General features: G+C 70.1%; 1 protein-coding gene. It reads left to right on the top strand.

Annotated elements, in window-relative coordinates; all coding sequences use genetic code 11:
• On the top strand, window positions 1–274 hold a 274-nt coding region (locus tag QSK22_RS33495), incomplete at both ends, for a transposase (RefSeq protein WP_285498538.1).

Below are 274 nucleotides of genomic sequence, written 5' to 3' on the forward strand. Positions count from 1 at the left end.
CGACGCTGCCGGGGGCGTCCTGGCAGCGGTGCCGCACCCACTACCTGCGCAACCTGCTCACCAGAGTCCCCAAGTCGGCTCAGCCGTGGGTGGCGACGCTGGTGCGCACCATCTTCGACCAGCCCGCCGCCGAAGAGGTGCACGCCCAGCACGCCCGCGTGGTGGATTCGTTGGAGGCCAAGCACCCCGAGGCCGCGCAGCATCTGGACGAGGCCCGTGACGACCTGTTGGCCTTCACCGGCTTCCCTCGCCAGATCTGGCGGCAGATCTGGTC

Origin of the sequence: Actinomadura sp. NBRC 104425 (assembly GCF_030269545.1) — a bacterium.
Lineage (GTDB): Bacteria > Actinomycetota > Actinomycetes > Streptosporangiales > Streptosporangiaceae > Spirillospora > Spirillospora keratinilytica.